This is a genomic window from Chryseobacterium fluminis, from assembly GCF_026314945.1.
In the GTDB taxonomy this organism is placed as follows: domain Bacteria; phylum Bacteroidota; class Bacteroidia; order Flavobacteriales; family Weeksellaceae; genus Chryseobacterium; species Chryseobacterium fluminis.
This window is the reverse complement of the sequence record NZ_CP111121.1, coordinates 4740667-4763569: the sequence shown is the minus strand read 5'-3', so window position 1 is coordinate 4763569 and position 22903 is coordinate 4740667. Positions and strand designations below refer to the sequence as shown.

Annotated in this window: 28 protein-coding genes and 1 riboswitch; of the genes, 6 read left to right on the top strand and 22 right to left on the bottom strand. The window is 35.5% G+C overall.

Annotation, left to right across the window (positions count from 1 at the left end; all coding sequences use genetic code 11):
- Positions 1-179: 179 nt before the first annotated feature.
- Both ODZ84_RS21760 and ODZ84_RS21755 read right to left on the bottom strand, forming a co-directional pair.
- Positions 180-623: a hypothetical protein gene (locus ODZ84_RS21760; RefSeq protein WP_266174554.1), complete on the bottom strand. Its 444-nt coding sequence runs from the start codon at positions 621-623 to the stop codon at positions 180-182.
- Between the two features lie 3 nt (positions 624-626).
- Positions 627-980, bottom strand: coding sequence for an arsenate reductase family protein (locus tag ODZ84_RS21755; RefSeq protein ID WP_266174553.1), 354 nt, complete (start codon positions 978-980; stop codon positions 627-629).
- Between the two features lie 123 nt (positions 981-1103).
- Here ODZ84_RS21755 and ODZ84_RS21750 point away from each other — a divergent pair, with 123 nt between their 5' ends.
- The 3 genes from ODZ84_RS21750 (at position 1104) to ODZ84_RS21740 (ending at position 3862) form a co-directional block, all read left to right on the top strand.
- Positions 1104-1571 carry an acyl-CoA thioesterase gene (locus ODZ84_RS21750; RefSeq protein ID WP_266174552.1) on the top strand — a complete coding sequence of 156 codons (468 nt, stop codon included), beginning with the start codon at positions 1104-1106 and terminating at the stop codon, positions 1569-1571.
- Positions 1571-2434: a sugar phosphate isomerase/epimerase family protein gene (locus ODZ84_RS21745; protein WP_266174551.1), complete on the top strand. Its 864-nt coding sequence runs from the start codon at positions 1571-1573 to the stop codon at positions 2432-2434. Before ODZ84_RS21750 ends, ODZ84_RS21745 begins: the two co-directional genes overlap by 1 nt.
- A gap of 17 nt (positions 2435-2451) precedes the next feature.
- Positions 2452-2525, top strand: a riboswitch (Fluoride riboswitch).
- A gap of 32 nt (positions 2526-2557) precedes the next feature.
- The gene (locus ODZ84_RS21740; protein WP_266174550.1) at positions 2558-3862 is read left to right on the top strand and encodes a voltage-gated chloride channel family protein; all 1305 of its coding nucleotides are present in this window, start codon (positions 2558-2560) and stop codon (positions 3860-3862) included.
- 126 nt (positions 3863-3988) lie between these two features.
- Here the strand turns inward: ODZ84_RS21740 and ODZ84_RS21735 are convergent, their stop codons facing one another.
- From ODZ84_RS21735 to ODZ84_RS21685, 11 genes are all read right to left on the bottom strand, one after another.
- Complete coding sequence (locus ODZ84_RS21735) at positions 3989-4177, bottom strand: hypothetical protein (protein ID WP_266174549.1); 189 nt, start codon at positions 4175-4177, stop codon at positions 3989-3991.
- A 167-nt stretch (positions 4178-4344) separates the two neighbouring features.
- Positions 4345-5592, bottom strand: a complete 1248-nt coding sequence (locus ODZ84_RS21730; RefSeq protein WP_266174548.1) for an MFS transporter — start codon at positions 5590-5592, stop codon at positions 4345-4347.
- Between the two features lie 100 nt (positions 5593-5692).
- A complete protein-coding gene (locus tag ODZ84_RS21725) occupies positions 5693-5842 on the bottom strand; it encodes a hypothetical protein (protein ID WP_266174546.1) in 150 nt (49 codons plus the stop codon).
- 42 nt (positions 5843-5884) lie between these two features.
- Complete coding sequence (locus ODZ84_RS21720; RefSeq protein ID WP_266174545.1) at positions 5885-6511, bottom strand: GLPGLI family protein; 627 nt, start codon at positions 6509-6511, stop codon at positions 5885-5887.
- Positions 6495-7529, bottom strand: coding sequence for a grasp-with-spasm system SPASM domain peptide maturase (gwsS, locus tag ODZ84_RS21715; RefSeq protein ID WP_266174544.1), 1035 nt, complete (start codon positions 7527-7529; stop codon positions 6495-6497). The genes ODZ84_RS21720 and gwsS (ODZ84_RS21715) overlap by 17 nt, the downstream gene beginning before the upstream one ends.
- A 179-nt stretch (positions 7530-7708) precedes the next feature.
- Positions 7709-8668: an ATP-grasp domain-containing protein gene (locus tag ODZ84_RS21710; RefSeq protein ID WP_266174543.1), complete on the bottom strand. Its 960-nt coding sequence runs from the start codon at positions 8666-8668 to the stop codon at positions 7709-7711.
- A 5-nt stretch (positions 8669-8673) separates the two neighbouring features.
- Entirely contained in the window at positions 8674-9138 is a 465-nt protein-coding gene (locus ODZ84_RS21705) for a hypothetical protein (RefSeq protein ID WP_266174542.1), read from the bottom strand.
- A gap of 587 nt (positions 9139-9725) precedes the next feature.
- Positions 9726-10748, bottom strand: a complete 1023-nt coding sequence (gwsS, locus tag ODZ84_RS21700) for a grasp-with-spasm system SPASM domain peptide maturase (RefSeq protein WP_266174541.1) — start codon at positions 10746-10748, stop codon at positions 9726-9728.
- Between the two features lie 203 nt (positions 10749-10951).
- Positions 10952-11917: a grasp-with-spasm system ATP-grasp peptide maturase gene (gene gwsG, locus ODZ84_RS21695; RefSeq protein ID WP_266174540.1), complete on the bottom strand. Its 966-nt coding sequence runs from the start codon at positions 11915-11917 to the stop codon at positions 10952-10954.
- Between the two features lie 8 nt (positions 11918-11925).
- Positions 11926-12504 carry a DUF6624 domain-containing protein gene (locus ODZ84_RS21690; protein ID WP_266174539.1) on the bottom strand — a complete coding sequence of 193 codons (579 nt, stop codon included), beginning with the start codon at positions 12502-12504 and terminating at the stop codon, positions 11926-11928.
- Between the two features lie 71 nt (positions 12505-12575).
- Complete coding sequence (locus ODZ84_RS21685; RefSeq protein WP_266174538.1) at positions 12576-12773, bottom strand: hypothetical protein; 198 nt, start codon at positions 12771-12773, stop codon at positions 12576-12578.
- Between the two features lie 141 nt (positions 12774-12914).
- Between ODZ84_RS21685 and ODZ84_RS21680 the strand changes: the two genes are divergently transcribed.
- Positions 12915-13277, top strand: a complete 363-nt coding sequence (locus tag ODZ84_RS21680; protein WP_266174536.1) for a helix-turn-helix transcriptional regulator — start codon at positions 12915-12917, stop codon at positions 13275-13277.
- A gap of 79 nt (positions 13278-13356) precedes the next feature.
- Here the strand turns inward: ODZ84_RS21680 and rny are convergent, their stop codons facing one another.
- From rny to ODZ84_RS21650, 6 genes are all read right to left on the bottom strand, one after another.
- Complete coding sequence (gene rny, locus ODZ84_RS21675; RefSeq protein ID WP_266174535.1) at positions 13357-14925, bottom strand: ribonuclease Y; 1569 nt, start codon at positions 14923-14925, stop codon at positions 13357-13359.
- Positions 14926-15153: 228 nt separating this feature from the next.
- Positions 15154-15441: a cell division protein ZapA gene (locus ODZ84_RS21670; protein ID WP_266174532.1), complete on the bottom strand. Its 288-nt coding sequence runs from the start codon at positions 15439-15441 to the stop codon at positions 15154-15156.
- Complete coding sequence (locus ODZ84_RS21665; RefSeq protein ID WP_266177425.1) at positions 15441-15743, bottom strand: hypothetical protein; 303 nt, start codon at positions 15741-15743, stop codon at positions 15441-15443. Before ODZ84_RS21665 ends, ODZ84_RS21670 begins: the two co-directional genes overlap by 1 nt.
- 137 nt (positions 15744-15880) lie before the next feature.
- Positions 15881-16663 carry a type IX secretion/gliding motility protein PorT/SprT gene (porT, locus tag ODZ84_RS21660; RefSeq protein ID WP_266174531.1) on the bottom strand — a complete coding sequence of 261 codons (783 nt, stop codon included), beginning with the start codon at positions 16661-16663 and terminating at the stop codon, positions 15881-15883.
- A 3-nt stretch (positions 16664-16666) separates the two neighbouring features.
- A complete protein-coding gene (gene ubiE, locus ODZ84_RS21655) occupies positions 16667-17398 on the bottom strand; it encodes a bifunctional demethylmenaquinone methyltransferase/2-methoxy-6-polyprenyl-1,4-benzoquinol methylase UbiE (RefSeq protein WP_266174530.1) in 732 nt (243 codons plus the stop codon).
- Between the two features lie 3 nt (positions 17399-17401).
- Positions 17402-17971 (bottom strand): hypothetical protein, encoded by a 570-nt coding sequence (locus ODZ84_RS21650; RefSeq protein WP_266174528.1) that lies wholly within the window; start codon positions 17969-17971, stop codon positions 17402-17404.
- A 102-nt stretch (positions 17972-18073) separates the two neighbouring features.
- On the opposite strand from ODZ84_RS21650, the gene ODZ84_RS21645 reads away from it, so the two are divergent.
- Together ODZ84_RS21645 and ODZ84_RS21640 are read left to right on the top strand one after the other, a co-directional pair.
- Complete coding sequence (locus ODZ84_RS21645; RefSeq protein ID WP_266174527.1) at positions 18074-19141, top strand: 3-oxoacyl-ACP synthase III family protein; 1068 nt, start codon at positions 18074-18076, stop codon at positions 19139-19141.
- Positions 19142-19206: 65 nt separating this feature from the next.
- Positions 19207-20412, top strand: coding sequence for a metallophosphoesterase (locus ODZ84_RS21640; RefSeq protein WP_266174526.1), 1206 nt, complete (start codon positions 19207-19209; stop codon positions 20410-20412).
- 22 nt (positions 20413-20434) lie between these two features.
- Here the strand turns inward: ODZ84_RS21640 and ODZ84_RS21635 are convergent, their stop codons facing one another.
- The 3 genes from ODZ84_RS21635 to ODZ84_RS21625 all read right to left on the bottom strand — a co-directional run bounded on the left by ODZ84_RS21635 (position 20435) and on the right by ODZ84_RS21625 (position 22862).
- Complete coding sequence (locus tag ODZ84_RS21635) at positions 20435-20677, bottom strand: hypothetical protein (protein WP_266174525.1); 243 nt, start codon at positions 20675-20677, stop codon at positions 20435-20437.
- Positions 20678-21059: 382 nt separating this feature from the next.
- Complete coding sequence (locus ODZ84_RS21630; protein WP_266174524.1) at positions 21060-21812, bottom strand: polysaccharide deacetylase family protein; 753 nt, start codon at positions 21810-21812, stop codon at positions 21060-21062.
- 84 nt (positions 21813-21896) lie between these two features.
- The gene (locus tag ODZ84_RS21625) at positions 21897-22862 is read right to left on the bottom strand and encodes an NAD-dependent epimerase/dehydratase family protein (protein WP_266174523.1); all 966 of its coding nucleotides are present in this window, start codon (positions 22860-22862) and stop codon (positions 21897-21899) included.
- Positions 22863-22903 lie beyond the last annotated feature (41 nt).

Genomic DNA, 22903 nt, shown 5'->3' with positions numbered 1-22903 from the left:
CGAAAAAGGATGTCGCTTCTATCCGGGCTAAAATGACGGAGATCCTTATTTTTTGACTGACTTTTGAACGGTTATATTCTTGATTGGTTAAAAACCTGACGGGTTTCAAAAACCCGTCAGGTTTAATATTATAAGATATAAAATAGTCCCGTCATTCCTACAGCGGCTGATTTTTACCTTCACTCAGAAACATATTTTACAAGAGAAGCGCCGTTTCCTATATTCAAATGCAGTCTTTCAATTAAAAAACGGATATCTTTTAAAAAATTGTCTTTTAAATATCCTTCTTCTATACCATGGCCCCAGCTTACTTTTTGATAAAACTCAGGATTTTTCACTAATGCATTATCCAAATCAACCAGTTTCGCATACAGATGTTCTATACTTATAAAACCCTCATAATCTTCAGTATAATCCCAAAAATCCAACCACTTCAGGTCGATATTTAACACTTTTTCAACCTGCCTTAACAATCGATCTTTATCACCTGCATCCCCGTTTCCTGTCATAATCAGGTTCAGTCCGTTTCTAGGATCAAAAAAATACCGGTCTTTTAATTCCAAATACAGGGAAAGAGGTTCTTCTACATCAAAAATAAAACTGATCTCCAATCCTAATCCCATACCTTATATAACTCCGAAGAACTTCTGTAATTCTTCAATGTTTTTCTTATCATTTCCTACAAAAATCTCATTATCGGTAAGAAACACGGGGCGTTTCAAAAAGGTATAATGATCCAGCAGCAATTCTTTAAAGTCTTTTTCTTCAAGGGATTTTAGATCCAGACCTCTCAATTTGATCTGGGTAGATTTTCTACTGAACAATGCCTCGTAAGAATTTGTTTTTTTATACATCTCCTCCAGCTCTTCTGCCGTAACCGGTTCTTTTTTTATTTCACGGAGTTCCCAATCCGAAAGATCAAACTGTGTTAAAATTTTTCTGCACGTATCACACGTATTAAGATAAAATACTTTCTTCATTATTATTTAAATATTGTATTGATTCATATTCAACATTATTGACGTTTCAGGACTCAAAAGTAGGATTTAATCTAAGATTCTGAAAATTATTAATACCTTTATTCCATTAAAAATTTTGTGAAAATGGAAAATACCCCTATCACTTTTCAGTTTATTTCGGAGCCTTCAGATGTGAACTACGGAGGGAATGTACATGGAGGAAGCGTGATGAAATGGATTGATCAGGCAGGATATGCCTGTGCCACGACATGGAGTGGAAATTATTCCGTAACGGTTTATGTCGGAGGAATCCGTTTCTATGAACCTATTAAGATCGGGGAAATTGTAAAGGTGGAAGCTCAGGTGATTTATACCGGATCTTCAAGTATGCATATTTCAATCAATGTATTTTCAAGAAATCTGAAACAGCCGAATTTCGATAAAAAGACTCACTGTATTATTGTTTTCGTAGCTGTGGATGAAAATGGCAAAAAGCTTCCTGTTCCCAAATGGATCCCTGAAACTGAAGAAGATAAACAGCAGGAACAGTATGCCAAGCGCCTGATGGATCTCAGAAAACAGATTGAAGATGAAATGAAACCGTTTTTATAATGACCCGGGAAGATTTTATAAAACTGTCATTACTGGGATTTTTGGGCTTGTATTCCTGTGGAGTTTCCGCTATGAAAATAAAAAAACCATTGGCCATTCAGCTGTACACGATCCGGGAGGCGGTTTCGGAAAATCTGGAAAAAGCACTGGAGAGACTGGCTGAATCAGGCTTTTCACAATTGGAAATCTATGGGTACAACGACACTTTCTTTGGAAAAAGTAGAAATGAATTTAAAACTATTTTAAATAATGTAGGTTTAAAGGTTATCAGTTCCCATCATACGACAGGAATTCTGCATCCGGAAAAAGGGACTTTAATCACTGATTGGGAAAAATCTGTCGAGGACCTGCACTACATCGGTTCAAAATATATGGTTTGTTCCTATCTTTTCCCTGAAGAAAGAACAGCTGAAAACTATCGGAGACTGCCGGAACTGTTAAATAAGGCAGGAGAAGTGACAAGTAAAGCAGGAATACAGTTCGCTTACCACAATCATGATTTTGAATTCGAAAAATTTGATGAGCAGCTGACGGTTTATGACTTTATATTAAAAAATTCATCCTCCGATCTGGTGAAGATGGAATTGGATCTGTATTGGATTTCAAAGACAGGATTAGATCCGCTAGTCTATTTCGAAGAATATCCCGGAAGATTTCCTCTCTGGCATGTGAAAGATATGAAGGCGGGGACAAAAGAATTTACAGAAATCGGAAACGGAACAATCGATTTTAAAAGGATTTTCGAAGCCAGAGATAAAGCCGGTCTTGACTGTTGGTTTCTGGAGCAGGATGCGAGTGATAAAGATATCTTCAAAAGCATCAGCATCAGCAAAAAATATATCGTGAAGCACCCCTATTTTTAAAATAATTTTTATCTTTGCAGTACAAAGGAAATGGTGTTCTTCCTTACCCAACCGCCCCGTTTTAAACGGGACTGATGACGCCTGATTAAGAGATTATTAACCAATAACTGATCAGGAACAATCATGTCAAAAAATCAAGGAACACTACTGCAAAAAATATTTTTTTTCATTCGCTTTTTTTTCAGAAAATTTCCCGCTTTCCCTTTTATTGTAAAATGGCTTTGCATCAGTCTTGTGATCGGATTACTTACAGGAACTGCTTCTGCCGGCTTTTTACAGTCTTTACAGTGGGTAACTGATTTCAGGGAAAGTCATATCTGGCTGGTTGGTCTGCTCCCTGTTGCCGGTTTTCTGATCGGACTTTTATATCATTATTTCGGAAAAGAGGTGGAAGCCGGAAACAATATACTGATTGAAAATATTCATCAGCCTGAGAAAATTATTCCTTTCAAAATGGCACCTTTAGTATATCTCGGCACGATAGCCACACACCTTTTTGGAGGTTCTGCCGGACGGGAAGGAACTGCACTTCAAATGGCTGGAGCGATCGCCGATCAGTTTTCCGGACCTTTCAAGCTTAATGACAACGAAAGAAGAATTTTACTTATTTCCGCTATAGCTGCGGGTTTTGGTTCGGTATTCGGAACGCCTCTGGCGGGAGCTGTTTTCGCACTTGAAGTGTATCTGATCGGAAAAATCCGTTACAATGCCATCTTTCCGGCTTTTGCTTCAGCAGTATTAGCAAATTGGGTCACTGAGCTTTGGCACGTACAACATACGCACTACCTTATTGATTTTATTCCGAAACCCGGTTTTCTTCCTTTTGTATACTGTATTATAGCAGGAATTATTTTTGGAATCTGTGCAGCAGCTTTCAGCAGGATCATTCACAGAGCGGGCTCCGTTTTTACATATTACATAAAATATCCTCCTTTTCGCCCTGTTATCGGGGGAATTATCATTGCTGTACTGGTATTGATAATGGGCACGACACGCTATATCGGCCTGGGAATTCCGGCAATCTCAGAATCTTTTGAAAAACAGCTTCCTCTATATGATTTTATACTGAAAATGATATTCACGGTCATCACGCTGGCTACAGGATTTAAAGGCGGTGAAGTGACTCCCCTGTTCTTTATCGGGGCCACTCTCGGCAGTGCATTGTCTCTATTTATTCCATTACCGTTCGGTTTACTTGCGGGAATGGGATTTGTAGCCGTTTTTGCAGGGGCAACCAATACTCCTCTGGCCTGTATGGTGATGGGAATTGAATTATTCGGAGCGGAATGCGGTATTTATGTGGCCGTGGCGTGCATTGTATCTTATCTGTTTTCAGGAAATAACAGCATTTACAAGAAACAGAAAATCGGAGAAGCAAAGAATACAAGATTTAACAGCCTCAATAACCGGCGTTTTTCCGATCTGTGAGATGCTATTTTTGAGACCGGGAATATTGATTTGTATTTTCCGTGAATTACAAAAACCTTCCGGAAGATCCAGAAGGCTTTTGCGTTATTAAATGTGGAAATGTTTATTTCTGATTGAAATAATTTCTTAAACAGCCTGGTTGCAAGTATACACCTGTAGACATCCGATATACTGACCACAATATTTCGGTCCTGTCACAGATCCAGAGCAGCTGCATCCGCAAAGAGATAAATCCGGAGTACCACTGATTCCTCCTGTGATATTTCTAAGATCAGCTTTCTTTAATTTTGTCGCGTTTTTTAAAAAATTTTGCATGTGATTTTCGTTTTTGAGATTGATATAGTTTTGTTACTTTCCAAAGTTAAACAAATATTAATTATTCAACACATAATTTATTACTATTTTATAATTTTATTTATTAACGTCCTCTTAATACTTACAAAACGACCAATACGCTTAAATATTTCTTAAGTAAATCATAATTATTCTGTAAATTCAAGATCTTTGTTGTGCGTCTCAGATATCGTCAAGGTAGAATAAAATGCCAGTCCGAATACCACTGCTCCTACAATAGCAGCACTTATGATCACCGAAAAATCATTCTTAAAAAAATCAAAACCAAAAATCATTACCGGTACCAGGCCGCGGACCATATTCGGAACAGTGGTGGTAGCCGTATTTCTGATATTGGTTCCGAACTGTTCAGCAGCAAGGGTTACAAACATGGCCCAATAGCCGGTTCCCAAGCCGAGCCAGACACAGAAGAGATAATAGGTATGCTCCGTATCTGTGTTTCCGAACAGCATGAAAGCAACTCCGATAATTGTGGTAACAAGCATATAAAAAATAGCCATCTTCCGGGATTTCAGGGCATGAGAAATAAAACCGCTGAGCAGATCGCCGACAGAGATCCCGACATAGGCCCACATGATCGCTTTTCCGGGACTGATCTCTTTAATTCCCAGTTCAGGAGCAAACTGGTTGGCTAAAACGGCCAGAATTCCGATACAGTACCAGGTGGGTAATCCAATGGCAATACACTTCAGATACCGTATCAACCGATCTTTATGGGTGAAAAAAGAAAGAAAATTCCCTTTTGAAACCGACTGATTTTCTATGTTTTTATAAATTCCTGATTCTGAAACACTGATTCGTAAAAACAACAACAGAATTCCCAGAATACCTCCTATAATGTAAGAAATATTCCATCCGCCAGCAAGTTCTACCGTTAACTGGGCAACCACAGCACCCATTAAACCAAATCCGGCAACAACAGAAGTTCCAATTGCCCGTAAATTCCTTGGCAGGCTTTCAGAAACCAGGGTAATTCCTGCTCCCAGTTCTCCGGCTAGCCCTATTCCTGCAATAAACCTCAAACCGGCATACTGATATACCAGGTGTTCCTTTGGAAAATAGGGTAAAAACCCACACGCTATATTGGCCACTGAGTATACCAGAATAGAACCGAATAAAACCGAAAGTCTTCCTTTTTTGTCCCCGAAGATTCCCCAGAAAATTCCTCCCAGCAGCAACCCCACCATCTGGGCATTGAGGATAAATGTTCCATCGATATCCGGATTGAGTCCCAGTGCTTTTAAACTCGGAATTCTGACAATACCGAATAAAAGGAGATCGTAGATATCCACAAAGTAACCTAACGCAGCGATGATGACGGGAATAGAAAAGATAAGTCTCATTTTTGAGGACAGCGGCAATTCTTCTTTTTGCATTATTAAATTTTGATAAAAATAGTAAAAGCTTTCAATTTCTCGAAAGCTTTTGATGAAAACATATTAAAATTAAAAAAACTACTAAATTTTGTTAATCATATTAATCGGGAAACATTACAGCATCCGTTAATTCTATGGGATTATTATTTCTTTTTATTTCCTGTTGCTTATTCTTTGCCAGTTCATTCCAATTGATATTTTGCACTTCATTACCATTCTCATCCACAAAATTCATTTTTATTTTTCCCATTTTCGCTTCTTTGTAAGGATCAAGATAATTATTGATGTATATTTAATTAAGCTGTTCTTTATTAACTTTTACGAAGGTGTGATTTCTGAAATCAACGCCGTCATAGGGATCATAAAAGTGATTAAGAAGCTGATGCACCATGAAATCGTAATTTTCTCTGTCATCATGTATCCGGATGATAAGTCCGGGGAGCCCCTTAAAGATGAATGGACCTTCCGGGATCGGTATATCCTGGGTAAACCAGGCCGTCCATTGTCTGCCCTTATATGCTAACGTTGCCTTCTGACATTCGTAATTACCGATTTTCTTTTTTTCAGGAATAATTTTCCAGGCCAGCACAGGAGTCTTTTCGTTTACCTCATATACATCTACCAGAAGACGGTTATATTTTTTCAGATTTTCGCCATTTTTAACGACTGCATTGTTGAAACTAATGGAAAATGATTTCGGCTTTACGCCCTTAGTTCTTACAGAATCACTTTTATATAGATTTTCTGCATAAAAACGGGATATGTCATTACCATATATATCCAGAAGCATTATGTTTTTTCGTATATCCTGTCGGTTAGAATCAGGTTTAGACTTTACTTCATACAAAACCCTGATTTTCTGAGCAGATAAAGCAGTAAAAGTACTGATCCCAATGACGATACTAATTAATATTGGCAAGATCATAATATTGAATTGCTTTAGACTTTAAAGGATTTACACTCCACTCTTCCCAAATTCCATGGTATGGATCATACCCACATTTTAGAGGTTTTGAAAAGATATTTGACGGATTTTCTCTGTACATCCGGCAATCTGTACAGAAATACCTGTACTCACAGCACCTGCACACCTCAACCTGATCTTTTTTAATGTATCTCTCCTTTTCTTTGCATACCTTTGAAATCAGTTCCTGCACTGAAATTTGGTCTATGTGATCCAAAACTTTCTGAGAAGAAGGGCAGTTTTTTAAATATCCATCAAAAGAAATAAATAATTTTCCATACAGACAGTTGTTAACCGATAGACTTTTGGAAATATTCCTAATATCATTTAAAAAATATTCTTCGCCAACGACCCCACAGAATCTAGGATCTGTCAGGTTCTTTTTACAGTAGATAATAGTAAACAAGTTATCATCATCAACGACCGATCTGTTTTCCGGAGCATTATAAAAGTATATTATTTTAATTCTCGGATTCTCTTTAAGGAGATTTGATACCATTTTATTTCGAGGTGTGCCTGAATAAGGCAACATCAATTCTGCTGTTCTAATACAAGAGTGCTCCATTAGAGATACAGTCTCTTCCAACCTTGAGAATGAAAATTCCAAAAATCGGATTTGGATAAAGCTTACCATGAGATCTTCAATGAGATCGTAAACTCTATAAAGCTTAAAATATTGTTCGGAAGTAAGTTCTATGATCAGTTCATTTATTTTCGTTGGTGATCTCCATTTAAACTTTTTACGGAATTTTTTAGGGGTAATACTTTCCGTAATGATTCCGAATTTTTCAGCAATTAAAAAAGTAATGGTTTCCGAGAGATGATCTTCAACAGGAAAATAATAATCATCTACAAATGCTTCATAGACACCTGTAACATTAATTATTTTATTGAAATGAAAATCACATAGAAGAATATTTTTAGCACCTTTAACAATAAAACAATCCTGAAATAATTCGAAATATTTAGTCATTTTTGAAAGTTTTTAAATCTATAAAAGGAGTACAAATTTTATCATATATTTTTACTTTATAATTGATCGAAAAATATTTATCGGATCGTACTTTCCTAGGTTCTTTTTCTGAGATGAATTTTTTCAGAATCACCGCAAATTCATCATCCAGAATAAAATGTATCAGTGTTATATAACTTCTATGTTGCATTTTTCAATAGTTTTTTCAAAGAGAGTGCTATTTCTATTTCAAGGTAGGTATTATTAAATACAGAGTGATATGTAAACTGTCCCACCGGATTAACTTCCAAAAAAAAATATTCATTTTGTTCATTCGCTATTAAATCTATAGATGTGCAATTTAAGTCGAGTAATTTCATCAGATCGTGCAATTTTTTTTCTATATTTTCAGGTAACTGATAGACTTCAAATCTGCATTCATGTTTAGCTGCTAAAAGTCGATGATCTACTATAGAATTATCATTCATAATAACTTTTGTTGAGAAGAACTTTCCCAAAAGATAAAAAGATCTGATTTCAAATTTCCTAACTATTTTCTCCTGTAATAATGCCGGCTTAAAAAATTCCGGGATATTATCTACTTTATTATTAACTGTAGTTGTGGGCATGGTAAAAATTCGGTTACTGAATTTGAAGTTTGTTCCCCTTATCATAGGCTTTGTGATAAGTTCTTTTTTCTCATATATTAAAGTCTCAACAGCTTTCTTATTGTTAAGAATGTAGGTCGCCGGAATATAGAGTCCACAACTCTTTGCCATTTGCATCTGTACAAGCTTGTTTTCTGTTATAGAAAATGGATTAGTAAGCCAGATAACATTTCTTTTTTTCAGCTCAAATAATAAATAATCTCTTATAGCTCTGGATTCTATCAAATTGTATTCTATAAGTGAAAAATAAAGCTTATTTCTGATATCGGCCTTTTGGTCTTCTCGCAAGGCGTATGGGTACTTTCTAAACCATACCACTTTGAATGCATCAATCGGATACCCACCAATAGATATATTATTTATATTAAAATCAATTTTTAATACCTCATAAATATTATCGTTTAAAACAAAAAAAGGTACTTTATACGCCGTCAGCCAATCGGCTACCTGTTCCGTAGATAGATCTCCTGATTTTGATATTATTAAAATCATTTATGTTAATTGATACATTTAAAATGATCCAGATATAACTGTAAATTTTCCTTATGTGTTTTTTTGTATATTCTAAACGACAAAAAAGAATTTTTACAAACAATACTTTTTGTGATAAATCTCCGGGTTTCTTTCATAGAAGGAACTTTTTTATCGTGAGCCATCAGAGCGCAGTCATATACTTTTGCAGTAGAGTTCTGAAGATAAAACAGCTTGTCTTTTCCGTATCGATGTACCGGTTTTCGTAGTTTATATCTAATACTGTCAAATTGCTTCTTACTCTGAGCCATATCGAAGCCACCAAGTAAGAGCATCGTCACTTGCGCAGAATCATTGGTCAGCCTGACATAGGAATTATTTCCCAATTTTTCCAATGCCATAGAATTGTAGATGGCTAATGGACTGTAATGATGAGTTCCACAGTTCCATAACAGTAAAAGCATGAACGCACTTATAATGCATTTTCCCATTTTATTCATTCAATTCAATATATAACTGCCTCAATGCCAGAGGCAGTTACTGTAAATTATTAATACTAAGTTTTTTTAAATATCAGTAAGACTCATTAGCGGTATCATCAGTCCCAGCGCATTTTCATCTTATCCCTTCTTGTGCACATTGAAAACGATTTTAGGATCAATCAATGGGTCTCCCTCCACCGTTTGATATTTTTCCCTAATGTCATCAAACGACTGTATTTTTCTGCTTATATCTTCTTAATGATTCCTATTTATAATTAAGTTTATTTGGTTACTCCTACTCTGTCAGCTTTTCGGAATCCGCTGATTGATTTTAAATGGTGCATGCATATTAATCAGTCATTCAAAACTAAAACTAAAATTCTGAAAAATGTGAGTTATGATTTGTATTTTTTATGCATTTTTCGATGCGAGCCGGATATGCATTGGCCTGTTTTGTACAAATCTGTTGAAACTGATATTGAATTGAGCTGTTAGACATAATTAAGACCTAAATTATTTTTTGATATTTCTTTGAAAAATGTTTTAAAAAGTCTCTAGCTTTATGGGGCAGTTCATTCGTGGGAGTTTTCTTAATATCATTCTGTTTTCCAAAGATTGGTATAGGGATCAAATGGACATTCATTTACTTTCTGCCACGAGTGACCATTGAATTCAATATCAGAATTATTAAAGCAAATATACCGGAACTGACAATCTTTGCAGATCTCAATACTATCATTATTGACAAACCATTTTCTGGTAAACTCACGATCTTCTATCAATTCAGTAATACTTTTGTTTCTAAAATTACCGTAGATACTTTTATGCGCCAGAAAATTTTTGAAATTTCCTTCATTATCAATACATATCTTTCTGTTTAGAGCAACATTACACTGTTGAGCCTCCGTAAAAAACTCCATATTGATAATAAAATTTTCCATTTTTATATGATCTGTGGTTGCACTATTAATAGTTTCTGATTTAAAAATTAGCTTATGATCTATATGGTACTTGTAATTTTTATATAAATCCTGAGTCAGGATTTCATCTTTAACGCTATGAATGACAAATGTGTTAATTCTATTTTCAATATCATCAAGATATTTTAAATAATGTTCTTCATACAAAGATTCAGGCAGGAAAATTTCAACATTTCTGATTCTTGATTTTCGTGTTGCATCCAATATGCCGGATAATATATTATTAACATCGGGATGACTCATTCTTATTTGGATGCTTGAACAGGCTAATGAACTTAATTCTTTAATTGCAGAATTAAAATCATATTTACAATCTTCATGAATTTCTAAGATAGCACTGTTAACCTTAAGTGGCGAATACCATTCTAAATTAAGCTCCGGGAACATTTCAACATGATCTGTGAAAAAACCGTAACCGATATCCTTTAAATAACTAAAATACTGATCTATACCCTCGTCCAAACTATTATTATAAAAATTTTTTATTTCATCTATTGTATGAGTACGTGTTTTTCTGAGAACGTCAAATAATAGATTGGGTACATTGATATGTTCAGTATTCTGCAGATCTATAATAATACTTTCTTCACTTCCCTTTACAGGAATACAATTGGAATATAAATTAAAAAATCTATTCATTAGAGAAGAAGTATTGGCTTATAATTATAAAAAATATCATAGACCGTAGTTTGGTGAAAGTTACTGTGTGCAGAGTAATATAAATTAAAACGCTTTACTTCTTCTTTGGTATAGTACACATTTCTTATTAAATGGTAATTAACCGGAAGTATTTTGTAGCTTTCATCTTTAAAAAGAGAAACAAATTCTTTTTTTTCCATTGTTTATCGTATTAAATATTCAGCGATTTTTTTATGCAGGTGATAATTACAGGCTCCAGTTACAAATCCAAACTGGCCAACGGGATTAACTTCTAAAAAAACATATTGGTCCTTTGTTTTTACGATATCTAAAGAACCACAATTTAAATTCAGCTTTTTCATTAACGTACGGATATGATCTTCCAAATCAGCAGGCAGCCTGTACGTAACACGCCTGTTCATACTATCTCTGTCATACCTTCTGAAATCGATACTTGTCTGACTATTCTGCTGTGAAAACATAGCCATTGAAAATATTTCACCATCCAGATAAAAGCTTCTTATCTCGTATTCTTTCTCTAATTTCTCCTGAAAATGACCGATAAAAAAATACTCAGGAAGGGAATTTATAAAGTTTAATTCTATTTTTTCTGTGTAAGTTGCGTAGGTAGAATGAGTTTCATTAATATCACAGAGCAGCATATCATGCATTTTAGAGATTATTTCGCCTTGACAGTCATCATAAAAATCTGTTAGCTTGGACTTACTGTTCGTCAAAACAGATTTAGGAATATCTATCCCAATATCTTGAGCAATCCTTAACACCTGAAATTTATTGACTTCATATTTTAAAGGGCCTCCCAGGATATTCTTAGCCTTATATGTATTTTCTATGTCGTAAGCATTAATATTTTCAAGTTCTTTATTAGCAGAATACATTAATAGTGATTCTAATTTTTGATCATCTATTTTTTCTCTTAATAAATCCGGTGGAATGCTTCGGATAGGAGAAGGCCTTCTTCCGGGTCTCCGGTACCAGATCGCTTTTATGTTAATACTTTCACTTATATCAATAAAATATTCGTTCTGTATCGGTATTTGAAAACAATCGGTATTAATTCTTTTAATTTCTCCTTTATATAAAACAGAAAGCCAATCCATGACAAGGTTTGTGGTGATATCATTGTCTTCAGTATAAATAACTATCATCTTATCATCTATTTCCTGTTATTTGCTATGTTATTTGAGGAATCTATCATTTTAATATATCTTTCGATAGGAAATAAATCCATAGACTTTCTTCTGGAATTTACATGGGCAGAATCAATAAGATTTTCTATAAAAGCTGTTCCATCTTCCCTTATTGAATATTGAGTTCCGTAGATCTGTTTTCTTTTATTTAATAATTCAACTCTGTCAATAAGGTAAGCTGCCTGTCCTTTTTCAGCATTACCTTTATAAGCGGCTTCTTTCAGCAGGGGCAGATATTTTTCCATTGTTGATAATTTACAGGCATGCTGAATGGCTGTAAATAAAGCAAGATTTGCATCTTTTCCGATTTTATCTTTTCCTAACCATCCTAAGCTATCAATAATCCTTGTCACAATTTCAGTATTTTTCCTATCCAGTGGAGCTTGCTTGGCAAAATCAAAAATCGGAGTTCTGAATTTTTGATCATCTACTAATACCTGTTCTAAAGTTCTTCTGACTTCAGAATAGTTTTCTGTTTTTTTACATCCGGAAAAACAAAGAATTAAAATTAGTAATGTGTAATTGCTATTAAATTTTGTACCCATCTTATAAAATTAAAAAGGATAAAAATAATTCTATCCTCTATGCAAGTTTTTAATCATATCATCGGATAGAATTACAATGTACCATCGTAATATTTATCTGGTCTACTGGTCCTGTTGTCGTGATTGCCACTTGAAGTCAAACCCGTCTGAACATCTGTTGGAGAAGTTGGAACCAATTTTCCACCATTAATACTATCAAGTTTAGTCCTGTTAATTCTTGAATTTAGGAATTTCATCATTAACGCATCTCTGTTTTTTGAATTTTTCATAATGATCCTTTTAATTGTTTTGTGTCTTATTGACCTATCAAATATATCAAGCTCTCTTGAAATAAGATTAAGGTTTTTATGTGAATTTTATGTGAATATCCGCCATAAAATATATATTTGTGATATCAAAAAAACACAACTATGATAAAAAATAAGCTGATTAAAGCCCGTAAAGAAAAGTACACGCAGGAAAATATGGCCAAAATACTGCATATGACACAGTCTCAATACCAAAGAAGAGAAAAAGGGGAAATAAGGATTTCAGATGAAGAATGGGAACGTATTGCAAAAGCATTGGACACCACAGTTGAAGACATTAAAGAAGATGATTCTGTAGTGCATCAGATTAATAACTACGATAATCAATCCAGTAACTATTCTGCAAGTAATAATTACTTTTACAACATTCCGGAATTTATTTTTCAAAACCAACAGGAATATATCAATCTGCTAAAAAAACAAATAGAAGCATTACAAGAAGAAATTAGAAATTTAAAATCTTAAAGTTTAATTTCATCCATTTATTAAAAATAGAAAACCTTCCAATTTCTTGAAAGGTTTTAAGATATTATTACATCCGCTGTTATCTTGCAATATTTACAGCTCTTGTTTCTCTGATTACGGTTACTTTTACCTGTCCCGGATAAGTAAGTTCGTTCTGAATTTTCTCTGAAATGTCATACGATAACTGGGAAGCGACTTCGTCATTTACTCTTCCGCTTTCTACCATAACCCTTAATTCTCTTCCGGCCTGGATAGCATATGCTGAAGAAACACCTTCAAAACTTAATGCTGCAGACTCAAGATCTTTAAGTCTCTGGATATAAGATTCCAATACCTGTCTTCTGGCTCCCGGTCTGGCACCTGAAATGGCATCCGCAACCTGGATAATCGGTGACAGTAATGATGTCATTTCAACTTCGTCATGGTGAGCTCCGATCGCATTAATCACTTCAGGGTTTTCACCATATTTTTCAGCCCACTGCATTCCCAGCAAAGCGTGAGGAAGTTCAGATTCCTGCTCAGGAACTTTTCCAATATCGTGTAACAGACCTGCTCTTTTTGCCAACTTCACATTCAGTCCTAATTCAGCAGCCATGGTGGCAGCGATATTGGCGACTTCTCTGGAGTGTTGTAATAGATTCTGCCCGTATGAAGAACGGTATTTCATTCTACCTACGATTTTAATAAGTTCAGGATGTAAACCGTGAATTCCTAAATCAATGATGGTTCTTTTACCCACCTCAATGATTTCCTCCTCAATCTGTTTTCTTGTTTTTTCCACCACTTCTTCGATTCTGGCAGGGTGAATTCTACCGTCCGTAACCAATCTGTGAAGTGACAGTCTTGCGATCTCTCTTCTTACCGGATCAAAGCATGAAAGCAAAATAGCCTCAGGGGTATCATCCACGATGATTTCCACTCCTGTTACTGCTTCCAGGGCACGGATGTTTCGTCCTTCCCTACCGATAATTCTTCCTTTTACTTCATCAGATTCGATATTGAAAACAGAAACCGAGTTTTCGATGGCCTGCTCTGTTCCGATTCTCTGAATCGTCTGGATTACGATTTTTCTGGCCTCACTTTTAGCATTCAGCTGAGCTTCTTCCATAATGCTCTGAACATGTGCCTGAGCTCTTGTTTTAGCTTCTGCCCTCATGGTTTCTACCAATTCAGCTTTTGCTTCTTCAGCTGTATAATTGGAGATTTTCTCCAGGATCTCAACTTTCTTGGCAGTGGCAGTATCCAGCTCATGTTGTTTTTTCTCTAAGATCTCTGTTTTTCTTGCATAATCAGCAATCTGTTTATCAAGATCTTTTTCAAGCTTTCCGGCTTTGCTAAGTTCGTCATTCAGCTTATGCTCCTTGTCTTTAATTCTTTTTTCGACCTCCTGCATCTTCTTTTCTCTCGACTGGATATCAGCATCATGCTGAGACTTTAATTCCAGGAATTTTTCTTTGGCCTGAAGGTTTTTTTCTTTTTTTATGGATTCAGCTTGTACGGTAGCTTTTTCTATAAGGTTTTCGGCATTCTTTTTTGCATCATCTATAATAAATTTACCCTTGGTGTTCAGTGAGCTTTTAGAGAAAAGAATCCCTATTACTGCACCGATGACAAGGCAAATCACGCCGACTATAATGGCTGTTGTCATAATCTATATTGAGTTTTAATTGTCTTTACAATGTTAATAAAAAAGCCTACAACAATTCAGTGATATAGAGTAAACTCCTAATCAACACGATTTGAACTGATTTCCACGGTCTGTAATCCGGAGAACCGGCACGCCATTCAGTGGACATTTGTTCGGTAATTGTTTAGCGTTGAGTTTACCTTTAATGTGTTAGAATTATTGTAGGCAGGTTTTTCTGGGAAAAAAAATCTATTTCCCAATTTCATTCAGCGACTGATTAATCCGGATTAATCTTTCGTTGGCAGAATTTATATTTTTTTCGTAGTTCATAGACGTTACTTCAGCATTGGTTCCCAATTTAAGGGCACACATGGCCAAAGCATCCTGTTTGTCTCTCACATCGAAGTTCTGTTCAAAATCTTTAATCATATTCTCTATCTGCTTCCCCACCTTACGCAGCGTTTCTTCCTCTGCTGCCGGCACATTCAGCGGATATACTCTCCCGGCAATGTTGATGGTTATTCTTCTTACCTCCATTATAATCCACTGTTTTGAAGCTGTGCAATACAGAAATCTATTTCTTTTACCAATCGGTTGATATGGTTTTTCATTAGTCTGTTGTGTTCAGGATTTCCTGATATTGCTGAATAAAGTTTTATATTTTTTTGTTCTTCTGCTAATACCTGAGTTCTTTTTCTTTCGTCATCATATCTCTTCTTCAGTTGTTCATGTTCAATATTTAATTCTGAGAATTTTTCAGTAAGATTTTTATAATTTTTTTGTAACAGTAAAATCTTTTTCTCTAATTCTGAAAAATTGTTTTCTAAATCTTGAAGCATTTCAGGTTTGTATATTCTAACTATTAGCAAAAATAACAAAATATTAATAGTAACAAAAATAAAACGCTCTATATTTTAAAAGGAGAACGAAAAAGGAGATACAAAAGCATCTCCCGTTTATATTTAAAAAGTATTTTTTATTCAAATTTTAAAACAAAAAATACAGCTCTTGTCTGTAAGGTAGACATCGCAGCGGTCCAGTAAGGAGGCGTATTGGCATTATCGGCCACTTTTTCATTATTCATAATGAATGTTCCTCTTATCGCAGGTGTCAGTTTAAATTTGTTGAAATAAAACTGAATACCCATCTCGGCAGACCATGCAAAATTGTGTGTCGTAGATCTGAATACCTGTTGCAGATTGTCATCCGTAGAATCTGAGTTTGACTGGAGGTTTACGATATAGTTTACCCCTCCCGCAATATAAGGTCTTGAATTATACCATCGCTGCCCATGGAATTCCAGCAATACAGGAATATCTACCAGGGTAGATTTTACCTCTCTCACTTTATCTTTTTCTGTCAGTGGAATCGGGATAAAAGGATCATTCGTAAGAGATCCTGCCGCATACTGGTCGTTTGATTGGGTGTTAAAAGTCAACTGCCTCTGAGCAAATTGTAAGCCTGGTTCCATTCTTAAGTCCAGATAATCGTTCAGTCTCCATTTACCGATCAATCCGGCCCCGAAGCTGTAACTTTCTTTGGACGTAACAAGGTTTTGGTTACCTTCCATACCGTATCTCGGATCTAAAACGATACGGTAGTCTAGTTTATTCCCGTTCAAATAAAAACCCCAACTGAATGTCTGTTGATCAAACTCCTCCAACTTGTCCATCCTGTTTCGGGTTCTGAATTGCGCATCTGCAAAAAACGCAATATTTACTGAGGCTAAAACCAGTGCTTTTAATAAAAATTTATTCATAGGTTACTTTGTTGCTTTATAAATTGTGGCTATACCTAAACTTAGTTTTTTATATTCAACTTTTTTAAATCCTGTATCTAAAAGAATTTGCTTCATCTTTTCCCCGAAAGGAAAAGCATTTACAGAATCCGGAAGGTATGTATATGCCCTATTATCTTTGGAAACCAGTCTGCCGATGGCAGGCAATATATTTTTGAAATAAAACATATAAAATGGCCCCAAGAACCCCTCAACCTTTGAAAACTCCAGTATATAAACACTCTTGTTATCTTTAACTACTCTTCTTAACTCTGCTAAACCTTTTTTAAGGTTTTCAAAATTCCTTACTCCAAATGCAACGGAAACAGCATCGAATCTATTGTCCTCAAAAGGTAAATTTTCTGCATCTCCCTTTTGCATGGAAATTTTGCCGTCTAATTTAAGTTTTTTTATTTTAATAACGCCAACATTTAACATTTGTTGCGATAAATCCAAACCAATTACTTTTGCGTTGGTTCCCTTTTCAATCGTGATGGCAAGATCCCCCGTTCCGGTAGCCACATCCAGCACTTCCTGAGGGTTATCATTTTTCATCATTTTCACCAGTGTATTTCTCCATAAAACATCTATTTTCATGGATAGAACATGATTCAGAAGATCATATTTCGGTGCAATATTGTCGAACATATCCTCGACCTGACTTTTCTTCGTTGCCTCAGAATTGTAGGGAGTTACTTTGGTAATATCTTTTGTCAAAACTTAAAACTTGTAATATTCTTTATAATAATTAAGGTAATCCTGTTTTCTGAAGATCTTGGATCTTGATTCAACCTGCTGTATGTTTTTGATCATTTTATCATAATCTTCATTTACATTATAATAGAAATCATCTGTATACAGCCTGTTGAAGTGCCTGGCTCCGCCCAAATATGGTTTCCCGTCTATAATGGTTTTATCTAATGCCAAAAGTAATGAATCTTTTTTAAGATTGTATCCATAATACTGATCGTTGATATAGTAATCCTGATGGGCAATATTAATAAGCCCTCTGACTTTTTTAACTTCAAATGCCGAATCAAAAAGCATTTTTTTATTCTGGTCAAAAACTTTGATAGAATTTTTACCGGTATTCAGGTCCACCGAAACGGTCTGCCCCGCAGCGATCGTGCCTTCCGAACCATTATTAATTTTATAGTAATACGTATTGGGCGTAGGATTATCTACTACGTAATAGTTTTTTTTGGCTAAAAAAAAGAAGTAAATCCCAAAAGCGACGATAAACGCCACTACTGCAATGAGTAAGCCCTTTAAAGAAGGATTGTTTTTCATAAGACTGTAAAGTACAATTTTTGCAAATTTAATAATATTTTTAATTCTTTCTTATTAAGATTAATTATTAACTTTGCATCTTTAAAAAAATCATTTAAACGAATGCCGAATACGATCATAATTGGTTCTGGATCTTATCTTCCCAACAGGGTTATTGGTAGAGACTTTTTCCTGGGTTCAGAGTTTTATTCAGAAGACGGGATAAAGATTGAAAAACCTGCCGAAGAAACGATTGCAAAATTTGTAGAAATTACAGAGATAGAAAACAGGAGATTCATAGAAGACGACCTTTCAAATTCACAGATCGGTTACGAAGCTGCAAAGATGGCCATCGAAGATGCAAAAATAGACCAGGAAGAATTAGACTATATCATTTATGCAAGTAATTTCGGTGAGGTTACTGTAAACGGATACGCTGATTTTATGCCAACTATGGCTGCGAGAGTAAAAAACAAACTGGGAATCAGAAACAGGAAATGCGTAACGTATGATATGCTTTTCGGGTGCCCGGGTTGGGTGGAAGCGATGATCCTGGCAGATACTTTAATCAAAGCCGGGTCTGCCAAAACTATTCTCGTTATCGGAGGGGAAACCCTGAGCCGGGTAACAGACCCTTATGACAGAAACAGAATGATTTTTGCCGACGGAGCCGGAGCTGTAGTCGTGAAGGCTACCGAACAGGAAAATGTAGGAATTATCGCGCACAATACCATTTGTGATAACGGCCCTGAACTGGATTATCTTGCCAACGGACCATCCATCAACAAAGATTCTGATCAAACGCGTTTATTTGTGAGAATGCAGGGAAGAAAAATTTATGAGTATGCTCTTAAAAATGTTCCTGCTGCGATTAAAGAAACGATTGATGATGCAGGTCTCTCCATCCAGGATATTAACAAAGTACTGATTCATCAGGCCAATGCCAAAATGGATTATGCGATGATCGAAAGGCTGCATAAACTTTATCATATTAAAGAGTATGATCATGCCATCTCTCCTATGACGATCCAGATGTTCGGAAATTCATCCGTTGCTACAATTCCTACCATGTTTGATTTAATACTTAAAGGAAAAATGGAGGGTCATTCGTTTAAAGATAAAGGTAACATCGTGATGACTTCGGTAGGTGCCGGAATGAACATCAATGCTATCGTATACAGATTTCCTTAATCAAATATTAATTTAAAAATATAAAAGCACAGGGAAACTATTCTTTGTGCTTTTTTACACTCATTATGCAAAGAAATTTTTTAATTATTGCAGTCATTTTTCTGTTTTTAGAAATATACATCTATCAGGCTATAAAGACATTAACAGACAACATATGGATCAGAGCCGGCTACGGGACGGTTTCGGTGATCATATACGGTTTTTTCGCCTATGAAGTCATGCATTTTAACAGAGCGGACAAAAGCATGATGAGAGCACAGATCATGATCTCATTATTTCTGGTTTTTATACTTCCGAAGATTTTTGTTGTATTATTCCTGCTCATTGATGATATCTTCAGAACCGGAGGCTATCTGATCGGGTTGACAAGACCTGCAGAAAACTTTTTCCCGGAAAGGAGGAAATTTTTAAGCTTAGTGGGGCTGGGTCTCGGAGGTGTCCTTTCTGCTCTTTTTGTGGATGGTATTACCTTTGGAAAATACCGCCACAAGGTGAGAAGAGTGAGAATCAATTTTGCAGATCTTCCAAAAAGTTTCAAAGGCTATAAAATCGTGCAGATCTCAGATGTTCACAGCGGCAGTTTTTCAGATCCTGGCAAACTGGAACATGCAGTTAACCTGATCAATGAACAAAATCCTGACCTGGTCTTATTTACAGGAGATATGGTAAACAATATTGCAGATGAATTCAGACCATTTATTCCTCTGTTTTCAAAAATAAAAGCCAGGGACGGTAAATTTGCCGTACTGGGAAATCATGATTATGCTGATTATGTAACGTGGCCGTCATTAGATGCTAAAAAGAAAAACCTTGATACGCTGATCGATTATGAAAAACAGGCCGGTTTTGATATGCTTCGGAATGAGCACAGGGTTATAGAAAAAAACGGAGAAAAACTTTATATTTTAGGCGTGGAAAACTGGGGTCTTAAACCTTTTCCTCAATTTGGAAGATTGGATGATGCCCTGAAAGGAGTTCCTGAAGACGCAACAAAAATCTTAATGAGCCACGATCCGACCCACTTCGATTATGTGGTAAAGAAGCATCCGGGAAACATTCATTTAACGCTTTCAGGACATACTCATGGCATGCAGTTCGGACTCGATCTTAAGAATATAAAATGGTCACCCGTGCAATACAGATATCCAAAATGGGCGGATCTGTATGAAAGTGAGGGGAAAATGCTATACGTCAACAGAGGGTTTGGCGTGTTGGGGTATCCGGGGAGAGTGGGTGTACTGCCGGAAATTACGCTTTTTGAATTGGCTTAATTCTCAAAAAAATGTGGTTGATTTACAGATACTTTTCGGAAAATATTTCAATAAGTGTTTTTGAATCAATCACATTTTCATCAAATCCCGTTAAAACATTACGAACTTTAGGATATTCATCTATAAATTCAAGATCTTCGGTTTCTTTTAATCCAAAATCATTCATAGTTTCTCTAAAAAAGTTTTCATCTACCCCCCAGTATTTAATATATTTACTTTCATCAATAAATATTTCGACTAGGCTTTTATCATCATTAAAAATCAATCCGAAGCAAATAAAAGCGTCTAGAGTCAGCTCTTTTTTATATTGAGTGATAAACTCTAATATTGCTGTTTTTTCCTCGTAATTGCCATAATTAATATCAAAGTCAATATGCCCGAATAAAACAGCAGTAACATTGGGTAATGTCTCTGATAAAGCTATAATTAAATTCCAGAGATTAGAATTATCAATATTTATCTCTGAGAAAAATTTAAATCCGATTGATTTGTTTTCAGCATTATTTTCATTCAGTCTGAAAGTATATCCCTGAACAATATTCGCGGTTTTACTTTCTTCCCATCTTTTTAAGATAAGATGATTTCCGGGAATCTCGTCTCTATTTAAAAGTCTTATTGTTTTTGGTAATTCAAAGTTGGTTTCATCATTAAAAAATATAATCTTTCATACGGGAAGTAGCCATCTTCTTCTCGTTGATCCAGCTGAGGAGGGCATCTAGTTTGTCCTCCATTTTCTTACCCGAATTCAGCCTGCGGTAGAAAGGTATTCTGAACGGGTACTTCGTAAAATCTGTGAACTGCCAGGAGTTGAGGTAAATTAACACAAAATCATCATTCTTTAATGTTTCAAAAACCATATTCCTGTAGAATTTCATCGGCAGAATCTGAAATACGAGATCATTGTACGGCAGCTGACTGTATGGAGAAATGCTCTCCGGAATAATACTCATCCCGTTTTCTTCAGCAATTTCCGTGTCTCTTTTAAGTCGCTTCAAAGGAAAGAGAATATCGGCATTGTCAATATTTGAAATATAATTAAATTCAAGCAGTTTAAGATCTTCCTGGGGAAGTTTATGCTCTTTCTGGCGGATGCCCTTAATTGGCTTCTCTAATAATTCCTGAACAAATTTCTTGGAGTCTTCAGTTTCGCTAAGGTTTGAATGTTCATTATAAAAAGCAATTTCATGCCCTTTGGATGAAATTGCTTTTATAATATTCTGAAGTTTTGCAGCGATGGAGATTTCGACAAAAAAGCTTCCTTTAATATCATGAATATCTAAAATTCTTAAAATAGCTTTTGTATTATCTTCTGTAATTTTCAGTTTCTCTTCAACGGAAATCTGAAACTGATTCTTAGTATCGGCTTCAATATTTACAATGTTGAAAGTGAATAAAATCATTTAAACTAAATTTAAGATAAATTGTTTAGCTACTTAAAAACCAAATATTAATAAAATTTTTAGTTAAAGTTAACTTTAAATAAATTATTTTTTATGTAATTTCACTTTCAGATTTTTGATCATGTCTTTTGTCATTTCGGAAATCCCGAAATCGTAAGATAATCCCCAGTCTTTTTTAGCTACGGAATCATCGATAGATGCCGGCCATGAATCTGCGATCTGCTGTCTGAAATCCGGTTGATAGTCGATTTCAAATTCCGGAATTTCCTTTTTGATTTCTGCCGCCAGTTCTTTTGGGGTAAAGGACATTCCGCCCAGGTTATAGGAAGAACGTACCGTCAGACTTTCTTTCGGAGCTTCCATTAATTTCAATGTTGCGTTAATGGCATCATCCATATACAGCATCGGCATTCCTGTATTTTCAGAAATAAAACTGGTATATTTTCCTTCCTCAATGGCTTCGTAAAAGATCTCTACGGCATAGTCTGTTGTTCCGCCACCGGCAGGAGTCTTCCATGAAATCAGTCCCGGATATCTTATACTCCTTACGTCTACTCCATGCTTGTCAAAATAATATTCACACCATTTTTCACCTGCCATTTTAGAAATTCCGTAGACTGTAGTGGGATTTAAAACGACGTCCTGCTGTACATTTTCTTTTGGAATTCCTTTTCCAAATACAGCGATTGAACTCGGCCAGAAGATCTTCTGAAGAAGCCCTTCTTTTGCCATTTCACAAAAATGAAGCAGCGGTTCAAGGTTTAATTTCCATGCAAAAACAGGTTGCTTTTCTGAAGTACCCGACAATAATGAAGCCAAGTGGTACACGGTCGTGATTTCATAATCTTTAATCACCTGCCTTACCAATTGGGTATTGGTAACGTCCATTCTTTCATAATGTCCTGCAGAAGTGATTCCCTTCTGCCATCTGTCCAACCCTGAAGCGACTACATTGTCGGCTCCGTGAATTTCAACAAGTCTGTTGGTAAGTTCAGTACCTATTTGTCCCAAAGCACCTGTAATGAGTATTCTTTCCGTATAAGATTCCATGTTATCTTGATTAAATGATCAAAAGCAAAAATAAATATTTT

Bases quoted from the DNA above. Each gene is read 5' to 3' on its own strand.
- ODZ84_RS21680 (WP_266174536.1), top strand. From the start codon at position 12,915: ATGATAAAAAATAAGCTGATTAAAGCCCGTAAAGAAAAGTACACGCAG.
- ODZ84_RS21665 (WP_266177425.1), bottom strand. From the start codon at position 15,743: ATGCTTCAAGATTTAGAAAACAATTTTTCAGAATTAGAGAAAAAGATT.
- gwsS (WP_266174541.1), bottom strand. From the start codon at position 10,748: ATGAATAGATTTTTTAATTTATATTCCAATTGTATTCCTGTAAAGGGA.
- ODZ84_RS21690 (WP_266174539.1), bottom strand. From the start codon at position 12,504: ATGGGTACAAAATTTAATAGCAATTACACATTACTAATTTTAATTCTT.
- ODZ84_RS21640 (WP_266174526.1), top strand. From the start codon at position 19,207: ATGCAAAGAAATTTTTTAATTATTGCAGTCATTTTTCTGTTTTTAGAA.
- ODZ84_RS21670 (WP_266174532.1), bottom strand. From the start codon at position 15,441: ATGGAGGTAAGAAGAATAACCATCAACATTGCCGGGAGAGTATATCCG.
- ODZ84_RS21760 (WP_266174554.1), bottom strand. From the start codon at position 623: ATGGGATTAGGATTGGAGATCAGTTTTATTTTTGATGTAGAAGAACCT.
- ODZ84_RS21625 (WP_266174523.1), bottom strand. From the start codon at position 22,862: ATGGAATCTTATACGGAAAGAATACTCATTACAGGTGCTTTGGGACAA.
- ODZ84_RS21750 (WP_266174552.1), top strand. From the start codon at position 1,104: ATGGAAAATACCCCTATCACTTTTCAGTTTATTTCGGAGCCTTCAGAT.
- ODZ84_RS21755 (WP_266174553.1), bottom strand. From the start codon at position 980: ATGAAGAAAGTATTTTATCTTAATACGTGTGATACGTGCAGAAAAATT.
- porT (WP_266174531.1), bottom strand. From the start codon at position 16,663: ATGAATAAATTTTTATTAAAAGCACTGGTTTTAGCCTCAGTAAATATT.
- rny (WP_266174535.1), bottom strand. From the start codon at position 14,925: ATGACAACAGCCATTATAGTCGGCGTGATTTGCCTTGTCATCGGTGCA.
- ODZ84_RS21740 (WP_266174550.1), top strand. From the start codon at position 2,558: ATGTCAAAAAATCAAGGAACACTACTGCAAAAAATATTTTTTTTCATT.
- ODZ84_RS21725 (WP_266174546.1), bottom strand. From the start codon at position 5,842: ATGGGAAAAATAAAAATGAATTTTGTGGATGAGAATGGTAATGAAGTG.
- ODZ84_RS21630 (WP_266174524.1), bottom strand. From the start codon at position 21,812: ATGATTTTATTCACTTTCAACATTGTAAATATTGAAGCCGATACTAAG.
- ODZ84_RS21645 (WP_266174527.1), top strand. From the start codon at position 18,074: ATGCCGAATACGATCATAATTGGTTCTGGATCTTATCTTCCCAACAGG.
- ODZ84_RS21685 (WP_266174538.1), bottom strand. From the start codon at position 12,773: ATGAAAAATTCAAAAAACAGAGATGCGTTAATGATGAAATTCCTAAAT.
- gwsS (WP_266174544.1), bottom strand. From the start codon at position 7,529: ATGACTAAATATTTCGAATTATTTCAGGATTGTTTTATTGTTAAAGGT.
- ODZ84_RS21650 (WP_266174528.1), bottom strand. From the start codon at position 17,971: ATGAAAAACAATCCTTCTTTAAAGGGCTTACTCATTGCAGTAGTGGCG.
- gwsG (WP_266174540.1), bottom strand. From the start codon at position 11,917: ATGATAGTTATTTATACTGAAGACAATGATATCACCACAAACCTTGTC.
- ODZ84_RS21735 (WP_266174549.1), bottom strand. From the start codon at position 4,177: ATGCAAAATTTTTTAAAAAACGCGACAAAATTAAAGAAAGCTGATCTT.
- ODZ84_RS21730 (WP_266174548.1), bottom strand. From the start codon at position 5,592: ATGCAAAAAGAAGAATTGCCGCTGTCCTCAAAAATGAGACTTATCTTT.
- ODZ84_RS21710 (WP_266174543.1), bottom strand. From the start codon at position 8,668: ATGATTTTAATAATATCAAAATCAGGAGATCTATCTACGGAACAGGTA.
- ODZ84_RS21705 (WP_266174542.1), bottom strand. From the start codon at position 9,138: ATGGGAAAATGCATTATAAGTGCGTTCATGCTTTTACTGTTATGGAAC.
- ODZ84_RS21745 (WP_266174551.1), top strand. From the start codon at position 1,571: ATGACCCGGGAAGATTTTATAAAACTGTCATTACTGGGATTTTTGGGC.